The 10,548-nt window shown below is 69.6% G+C and carries 8 protein-coding genes and 1 pseudogene; 8 read left to right on the top strand and 1 reads right to left on the bottom strand.

Features of this window, described 5'->3' with window-relative positions; all coding sequences use genetic code 11:
* Window positions 1-2,618 (bottom strand): glycoside hydrolase family 38 N-terminal domain-containing protein (locus HMPREF0591_RS07145; RefSeq protein WP_007167792.1); only part of this gene is annotated, 2,618 nt, incomplete at its 3' end.
* Between the two features lie 59 nt (window positions 2,619-2,677).
* On the opposite strand from HMPREF0591_RS07145, the gene HMPREF0591_RS07140 reads away from it, so the two are divergent.
* From HMPREF0591_RS07140 to HMPREF0591_RS07105, 8 genes and pseudogenes are all read left to right on the top strand, one after another.
* Entirely contained in the window at window positions 2,678-3,250 is a 573-nt protein-coding gene (locus HMPREF0591_RS07140; protein ID WP_040621336.1) for a DinB family protein, read from the top strand.
* Between the two features lie 41 nt (window positions 3,251-3,291).
* Window positions 3,292-4,638, top strand: coding sequence for an ABC1 kinase family protein (locus tag HMPREF0591_RS07135; protein WP_007167790.1), 1,347 nt, complete (start codon window positions 3,292-3,294; stop codon window positions 4,636-4,638).
* Between the two features lie 8 nt (window positions 4,639-4,646).
* The gene (locus tag HMPREF0591_RS07130) at window positions 4,647-5,564 is read left to right on the top strand and encodes an alpha/beta fold hydrolase (RefSeq protein ID WP_007167789.1); all 918 of its coding nucleotides are present in this window, start codon (window positions 4,647-4,649) and stop codon (window positions 5,562-5,564) included.
* Between the two features lie 87 nt (window positions 5,565-5,651).
* Complete coding sequence (locus HMPREF0591_RS07125) at window positions 5,652-6,512, top strand: cyclopropane mycolic acid synthase family methyltransferase (protein ID WP_007167788.1); 861 nt, start codon at window positions 5,652-5,654, stop codon at window positions 6,510-6,512.
* Window positions 6,513-6,630: 118 nt separating this feature from the next.
* Entirely contained in the window at window positions 6,631-7,512 is an 882-nt protein-coding gene (gene mmaA3, locus HMPREF0591_RS07120; protein WP_007167787.1) for a methoxy mycolic acid synthase MmaA3, read from the top strand.
* Window positions 7,513-7,595: 83 nt separating this feature from the next.
* Complete coding sequence (gene mmaA4, locus HMPREF0591_RS07115) at window positions 7,596-8,492, top strand: hydroxymycolate synthase MmaA4 (protein WP_040622004.1); 897 nt, start codon at window positions 7,596-7,598, stop codon at window positions 8,490-8,492.
* 94 nt (window positions 8,493-8,586) lie between these two features.
* Window positions 8,587-9,285, top strand: a complete 699-nt coding sequence (locus tag HMPREF0591_RS07110; RefSeq protein WP_007167785.1) for a YciI family protein — start codon at window positions 8,587-8,589, stop codon at window positions 9,283-9,285.
* A 10-nt stretch (window positions 9,286-9,295) separates the two neighbouring features.
* A pseudogene (locus HMPREF0591_RS07105) lies at window positions 9,296-10,512 on the top strand (RNA polymerase sigma factor).
* Window positions 10,513-10,548 lie beyond the last annotated feature (36 nt).

Raw genomic sequence — 10,548 nt, 5'->3', positions numbered from 1 at the left:
AGCGGCGTCGCGGCCGGCACCCAAACCCTGGCCCGGCCCGTCGCCGCCAGCTGGCGGTCGAGTTCCGCCGCGTACGCCGGGCCGGCCTGCGCCAGCACGGCCGCGGTGAAGGCGTTGCGGCCCGGTCCGCCCAGCGCGATCCGCACGTCGGGCAGGTTCGAGTCGACCTCGAGGTGCCCGTAGCGCGGCTTGTCGGCGCCGCTGCAGGTGGCCGTGACCCCGGCGCGGACCAGCGCGACCATCAGCCCGCGCGCCAGCGGTCCCGACTCCGCCTCGTCCGGCGACACCACCTCGGCCACCGAGACCGCCCGCACCCCGTCGCCGACCCGGAAGCGCGCCGCCGAGGACAGGCCGAACCAGCCGTAGGCGGGGTTGTCCAGCGTCCAGGGGTGCTGCGCGGTGTCCACCGATTCGGCCCGCCGCCCGGGCGGGTGCAGCAACGCGAAGCCCCGCCCGACGACGGCGTCGCCGACCTCGCTGACCGGCATGGCGCCGGGTATCGGGCAGGGCCAACGCAGCCGCACCAGGAGGTCGGCCCCGGTGAACTCGTCGATGGTGGTGCGGCAGTCCACCCGCGCCACGCCGCGCCACAGCGTCAGGGTTTGGGTGTACCGCGCCACGGTGCCGATCCGCCCGGTGACCACGAGGCGCTGCCCCAGCGGGCCGTGGTAGGCCCGGGCCCGGGCCGGCGACGCCGACGAGCACACCACCGGCCCCTTGGGCAGCAGGTGCCACGGGCCCTCGGCCTGCCTCGGATGCGCCGGGTACTCCTCGTAGACGGCCAGCTCGTTGCCGACCCGGCCGGCCGCGATCAGCTGGCGACCGTCGTGGACCAGGGACACGACTCCCCCGCCGCGCGCCGGGTCGACCGCGAGGCGGTAGTGCTCGTTGGCGATCGCCGCGCCGGGCACGGGTTCCCAGCCGGCCGGGCCGTCGTCGGCGACGAGCCGGTAGGCCTTCCAGCCCAGCGACGGCACACCGCGCGCCAGCCAGGTGACCGACCGGCCGCCGTGCTCGACGTGGGCGGGCGCCTCGGCGCCGTCCGCGTCGAGCACCCGGACGCCGGCCGCGAGCGGCGGGTCGAGGCGCGCGGTGACGACGTCAGTGCGCTGCTGGGCCAGCGGGTTCCACACGACGACGTCCCCGTCGACGAGCCCGGACAGCGCCGCCAGCGACGCGTCGCGGGTCGCGCGGCCCAGCTCCCACGCGTCGCGCCAGCCGGTCAGCAGGTCGAGGTAGACCTGGTCGGATTCCGAGCCGGTGATGGCGTCGTGGTGCGCCCCGTAAGCCAGCTGGACCCACGCCTTGGCCAGCGCCGCCTGCGGGTACTCGGCGCCGGCCGTCAGCCCGGCGAACACGGCGAACCGCTCGGCCTCCAGGACGGCGTTCTCCGCGGCCCGGTTGGCCTGTTTGGTGTCGATGTAGGACACGTCCTTGCCGGTGTAGATCGGGTTCATGTCGCGGGTCTGCGGCGACGGCGCCCGCCCGTCCTCGGCGAGTTGGGCGCGCACGGCCGCGAAGAACTCCTTCGGCAGCGCGCACACGAACCGCGGCCAGGTGTAGCGCGCGGCCCAGTCTCGGTGGATGGCGGTGACCCACTTGTTCGGCGGCGTGTAATCGGTGCCGACGGGCAACAACACGTTGCGCGTCAGCGCGACCCGCTTGAGCTGAGCGAAGACGGCGTGGGTGGCGTCCTCCGCGTCGGCGAGCGAGGCCGCCGAGTCCATCTCCCAGCCCGCCCCGTAGTGCGCGGGCATGTAGTGGGTGAGCAGGCCGCGGCCCGACGGCGCGATCCACTCGAACTCGCTGCAGAACTGCATGCGGTCGACGTCGCCGCCCTGGGTCGGGCCCCACTGGTGGTGCGGGCCCCGCGCCCACGAGCTCGACGTCAGCCCGGCGTCGGCGGCCAGCCCCGGGAACTGCGGGTCGTGGCCGAACACGTCCAGCTGCCAGGCGGTGGCCAGATCGGCGCCCAGCACGTGGCGCTGAAAACCCATGCCGTGCACCAGGTTTCGGATGGTGGTCTCGGGGCTGGTGAGGTTGGTGTTGGGTTCGTTGTAGGTGCCGCCCATCACCTCGACGCGGCCCTGCGCCAGCAACCGGCGCAGGTCGGCGCGGTCCTCGGGATGGGTGTCCCAGTACGGCTTGAGGTAGTCGACCTCGGCCAGCACGAACTTGTACTCGGGCTCGCGGCGGGCCATCTCCAGGTGCGCGTGCACCAGCTCGAAGCTGTTGGTCTGCCGGCCCGGCGGGTCCGCGGTCCACTCGCTGGTGTAGGCGCCCTGGGTGTTCCACCAGACCGGGTCGTAGTGGAAATGGCTGACCATGAACATCGTCCAGCCGGGTTCGGCCACCAGGAATTCGAAGGCGGCGTCGGACGTCCTGCCCGCGCGCAGCCGGGCGGCCCTACGCTGACCGACGACGGGGCGGTCCACGTCGACCGGGACCTCGACGACCTCCTGACCGGCCGCGGCGAGCGCCTGCCCGCTCAGGCCGTCGCCGTCGACGCGGATCGGCGTCGGCTCGGCGCAGCCGGACAGGGTGACCCGCACCAGCTGCACCGGCGCGTCCGGCGGCCCGACGAACAGCTCGGTCGAGCGGGCCGAAACCACCTGCATCCCCGCACTTTACGGCGCGCGCGGCCTAATATCCGGTAATGCCCGCTCTTGCCCGGCCCGTGGCCGACGAACGCAGCGCCCTGCGCGAATACCTGGCCTACCACCAGGGCGCCTACCTCGCCGTCAGCTACGGCCTCACCGATGAACAGGCCCGGTCCACCCCCTCGGTCAGCGCGCTGTCGATCGGCGGGCTGGTCAAGCACGCCACCGGGATGCAGCGCAGCTGGATGGGGCGCGTCGCCGCCGCGCCGGACGCGCCGCCGAAAGACACCCGCCCCTTCGAGCGGATCGCGCAGGAGTTCGCCGACCAGCACGTGATGCGGCCCGACGAGACACTGGACGGGCTGCTCGCGGCCTTCAGGCAACAGAACGCGGCGTCGCTGCGGCTGGTGGAGACCGCCGACCTCGACGCGGCGGTGCCCGTCCCGCCGGACATCCCCTGGTTCCCCAAGGATCAGGAGGCCTGGTCGGTGCGCTGGGTGATCCTGCACGTCATCAACGAGCTGGCCCGGCACGCAGGGCACGCCGACATCATCCGGGAATCCATCGACGGCGCCACCATGTACGAGCTGATCGCGGCGCTGGAGGGCTGGGCGGTCCAGGGCTGGGTGCAACCCTGGAAGCCGGCGTGACGATTGGGACTTGCCAGTACCGATTTGGCAGACTGCTTTAGATGAGTTCCGCCAAGCATCGAGAGGTGGCCAGGCTTGACCGGGTGCCGCTGCCGGTCGAAGCTGCCCGGGTGGTGGTCACGGGTTGGCAGGTCACTCGCACCGCCGCCCGCGTCGTCAGCAAGCTGCCGGGCAGGGGGCCGTGGCAGCAGAAGATGATCAAGCAGCTCCCGCAGACATTCGCCGACCTCGGGCCCACGTACGTGAAATTCGGGCAGATCATCGCGTCCAGCCCCGGCGCGTTCGGCGAATCGCTGTCCCGCGAATTCCGCGGCCTGCTCGACCGGGTGCCGCCCGCCGACACCGACGAGGTGCACCAGCTGCTGGTCGAGGAGCTCGGCGGCGACCCCGCCGAGCTGTTCGCCAAGTGGGAGGAGACGCCGTTCGCGTCGGCGTCCATCGCCCAGGTGCACTACGCGACCCTGCACACCGGCGAGGACGTCGTCGTCAAGATCCAGCGCCCGGGCATCCGCCGCCGGGTCGCCGCCGACCTGCAGATCCTCAAGCGCTTCGCGCAGGCCGTCGAGCTGGCCAAGCTGGGCCGCCGCCTCTCGGCGCAGGACGTGGTCGCCGACTTCTCCGACAACCTGGCCGAGGAGCTGAACTTCCGGCTGGAGGCGCAGTCGATGGACGCGTGGGTCTCGCACCTGCACGCCTCACCGCTGGGCCAGGGCATCCGCGTGCCGCAGGTGCACTGGGACTTCACCTCCGAGCGGGTGCTGACGATGGAGCGGGTGCACGGCATCCGCATCGACGACGTGGCCGCCATCCGCAAGGCCGGGTTCGACGGCACCGAGCTGGTGAAGGCGCTGCTGTTCAGCCTGTTCGAGGGCGGGCTGCGGCACGGGCTGTTCCACGGCGACCTGCACGCCGGCAATCTCTACGTCGACGACCAGGGCCGCATCGTGTTCTTCGACTTCGGGATCATGGGCCGCATCGACCCGCGCACCCGCTGGCTGCTGCGCGAGCTGGTGTACGCGCTGCTGGTCAAGAAGGACCACGCCGCGGCGGGCAAGATCGTGGTGCTGATGGGCGCCGTGGGCACGATGAAGCCCGAGGCGCAGGCCGCCAAGGACTTGGAGAAATTCGCCACGCCGCTGACCATGTCGACGCTGGGCGACATGTCCTATGCCGACATCGGGCGACAGCTCTCGGCCCTGGCCGACGCCTACGACGTCAAGCTGCCCCGCGAGCTGGTGCTGATCGGCAAGCAATTCCTCTACGTCGAGCGGTACATGAAGCTGCTCGCGCCCAACTGGCAGATGATGTCCGACCCGCAGCTGACCGGCTACTTCGCGAACTTCATGGTCGAGGTCAGCCGCGAACACCAGCCGGACCTGGAGGGGTAGGGCACCCGATGGAGATCCGCACCGGGCACGCCACGGTCCTTGATCCCCGGGGCGACCTGAAGCTGTACTACGAGGACATGGGCGACATCGACGACCCGCCCGTGCTGCTGATCATGGGCCTGGGCGCCCAGCTGCTGCTCTGGCGCACCGCCTTCTGCGAGCAGCTGGTGAGCCACGGGTTGCGCGTCATCCGGTACGACAACCGGGACGTCGGCCTGTCGAGCAAGACCCAGCGGGTCAGCTCCGGGCAGCCGCTGGTGACGCGGTTGGCCCGCTCCTTCGTCGGCCTGCCGAGCCGGGCGCCCTACCGGCTCGAGGACATGGCCGACGACGCGGCGGCCGTGCTGGATCACCTGGGCATCGGCGACGCGCACATCGTGGGCGCCTCCATGGGCGGCATGATCGCCCAGATCTTCGCCGCGCGGTTCCGCGAACGGACCAGGACGCTCGGGGTCATCTTCTCCAGCAACAACTCGGCGTTCCTGCCGCCGCCCGGTCCGCGCCAGCTGTTGGCGCTCATCAAGGGACCCCCGCCGAGCTCGCCGCGCGAGGTCATCATCGACAACGCCGTCCGGGTGAGCAAGATCATCGGCAGCCCGCGCTACCTGGCCGCCGAGGAACAGCTTCGGGCCGAGGCCATCGAAAGCTACGAGCGAAGCTATTACCCCTGGGGCGTCGCCCGGCATTTCGACGCCGTGCTGGGCAGCGGCAGCCTGCGCCACTACAACCGGCGGACGGTCGCGCCCACCGTGGTGATCCACGGCCGGGCCGACAAGCTGATGCGGCCCTTCGGCGGCCGCGCGGTGGCCAGGGCCATCGACGGCGCCCGATTGGTGTTATTCGACGGGATGGGACATGATCTGCCACAGCAGTTGTGGGGCCAGGTGATCGGCGTGCTGACGAGCAACTTCGCCGAGGCGCGCTGAGCCCGAAAACACTCGAAAGAAACGCTTCCCCTGCGGTCTCAGTCCACGTCGCAGGGCTGTACGGTTGTCGAAGGAGGTGGGTCCACAATGGTCAAGCTGAAGCCGTATTACGAAGAGTCGCAGGCAACCTACGACATTTCAGACGACTTCTTCGCGCTGTTTCTCGACCCCAACATGGTGTACACGTGCGCCTATTTCGAGAACGACGACATGACGCTGGAAGAGGCGCAGCTCGCTAAACTCGATCTGGGCCTGAGCAAACTGAACCTCGAGCCGGGAATGACGTTGCTCGATGTCGGGTGCGGCTGGGGCGGGGCCGTGGTCCGGGCGCTCGAGAAATACGACGTGAACGTCATCGGCATCACCCTCAGCCGCAACCACTACGCGCGCACCAAGGCCCGCCTGGCCGCGATCCCCACGACGCGCCGCGCCGAGGCCCGGCTGCAGGGCTGGGAAGAGTTCGACGAGCAGGTCGACCGGATCATCAGCTTCGAGGCCTTCGACGCGTTCAAGAAGGAGCGCTGGCCGGCGTTCTGGGACTGGGCCTACAAGACGCTTCCCGACGACAGCCGGATGATGATGCACAGCATCTTCACGTATCCGCAGTCGCAATGGAAGGAGCGCGGCATCCCGATCACGATGTCGGATCTGCGTTTCTTCCATTTCCTCGGCAAGGAGATCTTTCCCGGCGGCCAGATGTGCGGCGAGCCCGACATCGTCGACAACGCGAAAGCCAGCGGCTTCTCCGTCGAGCAGATCGAATACCTGCGGCCGCATTACGCGCGGACGCTGGAGATGTGGGCGGCCAATCTGGAGGCCAACCGTGAGCGCGCGATCGCCATCCAGTCCGAAGAGGTCTACGACCGCTTCATGCGCTATCTGACCGGCTGCGCGGGCCTTTTCCGCAAGGGCATCTCCAGCGTGGCCCAGTACACGCTCACCAAATAGCGCCGCCCGCAAAAACTCCGTCCCACACGCGCGCGCCGATATCCCCATTTCCGGGCCCGGCGAGTAGGGTCCCCCGCGGGTGGCACCTCCTAGCGGTGCCGTCCCCTCGGGAGGGCAGATGTCTGACAACCCGGCCGGCGCTGTTCGTACGCGATCCAATCTGGACGACGTGCGGGCGCACTACGACCTTTCCAACGAATTCTTCGCGCTCTTCCAGGATCCGAGCCGCACCTACAGTTGCGCGTATTTCCCCCGCGAGGACATGACCTTGCAGGAAGCGCAACTGGCCAAGCTGGACCTGACGCTGGGCAAGCTCGGGCTCGAGCCCGGGATGACCTTGCTCGACGTCGGCTGCGGCTGGGGATCGATGTTGAAACGCGCGGTCGAGCGCTACGACGTCAACGTCGTCGGGCTGACCCTGTCCCGGAACCAGCACGCCTATTGCCGGCAGGTGCTCGACGGGATGGACACCCGCCGGTCGCGGCGGGCGCTGCTGTGCGACTGGGCCGACTTCAGCGAACCGGTGGATCGCATCGTCACCGTCGAGGCGCTGGAGCACTTCGGCTTCCACCGCTACGACGACTTCTTCAAATTCGCCTACACCGCCCTGCCCCGCGACGGGGTGATGGTGCTGCACTCGATCACCGGATTGCACGCAAAACAGGTCATCGAGCGCGGCCTGCCGCTGACGATGGAGGTCGCCAAGTTCATCCGGTTCATCGTGACCGACATCTTCCCGGGCGGTCGGCTGCCGATGATCGAGACCATCGAGGAGCACTCGGTGCGGACCGGCTTCCGGGTGACCCGTGTCCAGTCGCTGCGGTCCGACTTCGCCCGGACGCTCGACCTGTGGGCGAGCGCGCTGCAGGCCCGCAGGGACGACGCCATCAGGATCCAGTCCGAAGAGGTGTACGACCGCTACATGAGGTACCTGACCGGGTGCGCCAAGGCCTTCCGGATGGGCTACATCGACTGCAACCAATTCACGTTGGAAAAGTAAAGTTCGGTATCGTTGCGCGTCACACCCCGAGGCAAGTGCGCGGGCCACACGCAGTGAACTTCACCCAGGAGAACAAGACGAAAATGGCTGATCAACCGGCTAGCCCCACGAAGATTCGGACGGCTCCCGAGGACATCCAGGCGCACTACGACGTCTCCGACGACTTCTTCGCCTTGTTCCAAGACCCGACCCGGACCTACAGCTGCGCCTACTTCGAGCGTGACGACATGACGCTGGAAGAGGCGCAGTACGCCAAGATCGACCTGAACCTGGACAAGCTGGACCTCAAGCCGGGCATGACCCTGCTGGACATCGGCTGCGGCTGGGGCACCACCATGAAGCGCGCCGTCGAGCGGTTCGACGTCAACGTGATCGGCCTGACGCTGTCGAAGAACCAGCACGCCCGCTGCGAGGAGGTGTTGGCGTCGATCGACACCAACCGTTCACGGGAGGTGCGGCTGCAGAACTGGGAGGACTTCAGCGAGCCGGTCGACCGGATCGTGTCGATCGAGGCCTTCGAGCACTTCGGGCACGAGAACTACGACGACTTCTTCAAGCGCTGCTACGACATCATGCCGGAGGACGGCCGGATGACGGTGCAGAGCAGCGTCAGCTTTCACCCCTACGACCTGGCCGCCCGCGGCAAGAAGCTCACGTTCGAGACGGCCCGGTTCATCAAGTTCATCATCACCGAGATCTTCCCGGGCGGCCGGCTGCCGTCCACGCAGATGATGGTCGACCACGGCGAGAAGGCGGGTTTTGTTGTGCCCGAGCCTCTTTCGCTGCGACCGCACTACATCAAGACGCTGCACATCTGGGGCGACAACCTCGAGGCGAACAAGGACAAGGCCATCGAGGTCACCTCCGAAGAGGTCTACAACCGCTACATCAAGTACCTGCGCGGGTGCGAGCACTACTTCACCGACGAGGCGCTCGACGTGAGCCTGGTGACCTACCTGAAGCCGGGTGCCGCCGCCTAGAAATCCGCGGCTGTCGGATTGGGGCTGCGTCGTTCGTCGGATAGGTAGAGAGTGGGGCACGGGGCTTCGCTCACTACCTGGAGGTGACGACACCATGCAGTACTTCGCCTTGTTGATCAGCAAGGAGCGGGACCGCACGCCCGACGACGCGGCCGCGGCGATGGCCGCATTCGAGGACTTCCACGCCAAAGCCGGCGCGGCGATCAGGGCCGGCGACGCGCTGGCACCCGCCGCGGGCGCGACGGTCATCACCGGCGGCCCGGACGCGCCGATCACGACCGACGGCCCCTTCGCCGAGTCCGCCGAGGTGGCCTGCGGCTACTACGTGTTCGAGGCGGAGAACCTCGACGAGGCGCTGGCCCTGGCGCGCGACATCCCGGTCGCCCAGTTCGGGGCCGTGGAACTGTGGCCGGTGGTCCACGCGATCGAACCGTCCCGCAAGCTCACGGGCAACGACTGGCTGGCCCTGCTGCTGGAGCCGCCGGCGTCGGCGCACACCCCGGGCACCCCGGAGTGGGAGGCCGTGGCCGCCCGGCACGCGGATCTGCACGCCGCCGCCGGCGACCACATCATCGGCGGCGCGGCGCTGCACGACCGGTCCACCGCCACGACCGTGCGGGTGCGTGACGGCGAGGTGCTCATCACGGACGGGCCGTACGTGGAAGGCGCCGAGATCGCGACCGGGGTCTACCTCCTCGCCGCCGCGGACCGCGACGAGGCGGTGAAGCTGGCGTCGATGATCCCCGCCTCGACCGTGCAGGTGCGGCAGCTGGCCGGAGTCTCGGGACTGTAGAGCGCTCGCGATGTCCGACCTGGACGGCGTCTTCCGGCGGGAGTGGGGACCCGCCGTCGCCGCGCTCGCGCGGTGGTCCGGCGACCTGACCGTCGCCGAGGACGCCGTCCAGGAAGCCTGCGCCGAGGCGCTGCGCAGCTGGGAACGCGACGGCCCGCCGGACAATCCCGGCGGATGGCTGGTGACCGTCGCACGCAACCGCGCGCGCGATCGGCTGCGCCGCGAATCTGTCCGTCCCGGAAAGGAATTGGCGGCCGTGATCGACGAAATCCGGGCGCGCACCGATCACACCGACCCGTCTCCGGTCCGCGACGACGAGCTGCGGATGATGTTCACCTGCGCCCACCCCGCCCTGGACCGCCAGTCCCAACTGGCGCTCACCCTGCGGCTGGTGTCGGGGTTGACGGTCGCCGAGATCGCCCGCGCGCTGCTGCAGACCGAGGCGGCGATCGGCCAGCGGATCACGCGCGCCAAGAACAAGGTTCGCCACGCGAACATCCCGCTGCGGGTGCCGCCCGCCCAGCTGCTGCCCGAGCGGACCCCGCACGTGCTGGGCTGCGTCTACTCGGTGTTCACCGAGGGGTATTGGTCCACGGCGGGCCCGTCGGCGATCCGCGACGAACTGTGCGACGAAGGGATCCGGCTGGCCGGCGAGCTGTGCGCGCTGATGCCGCACGAGTTAGAGGCGCACGCCCTGGCCGCCCTGATGCTGCTGCACGATTCGCGGCGCGCCACCCGGGTCGACGACGCCGGCATGCTGGTGCCGCTCGAGGAGCAGGACCGCCGGCGGTGGGATCGCGGGCGCATCGCGCGCGGCCTGGATCGGCTGCGCCGGGCCGAGGGTTCGCCGGGCCCCTACCTGCCGCAGGCGGTCATCGCCGCGCTGCACGCGACGGCGCCGTCCTGGGAGCAGACCGACTGGGTCACCATCTGCGCCGCCTACGACCGGCTGCTGCGGCTGACCGACTCACCCATCGTGCGCGCCAACCGCGCCCTGGCGGTCGGTTTCGCGACGGTCCCGATGCCGGCCTCGCCGCCTTGGACGAGGTGGCGAACGACCCCCGGCTGGGACGCTCGAATCTGGTCGCGACGGTGCGCGCCGACCTGCTCCGCCGCGCCGGCAGGCCGGCCGACGCCGTCGCCTGGTACCGGGAAGCGCTGGAAGTCAACGGCTCCGAGCCGGGCCGCGAGTTCCTGCGACGCCGCATCGCCGAGTGCGCCGGCTAGCTCCGCGAGCAGACGCGAACTCGCATTCGTAAGGCG

The organism is Mycobacterium parascrofulaceum ATCC BAA-614, assembly GCF_000164135.1.
In the GTDB taxonomy this organism is placed as follows: Bacteria; Actinomycetota; Actinomycetes; order Mycobacteriales; family Mycobacteriaceae; genus Mycobacterium; species Mycobacterium parascrofulaceum.
The sequence above is the reverse complement of the archived record's forward strand: the minus strand, read 5'-3'. Positions and strand labels throughout refer to the sequence as shown.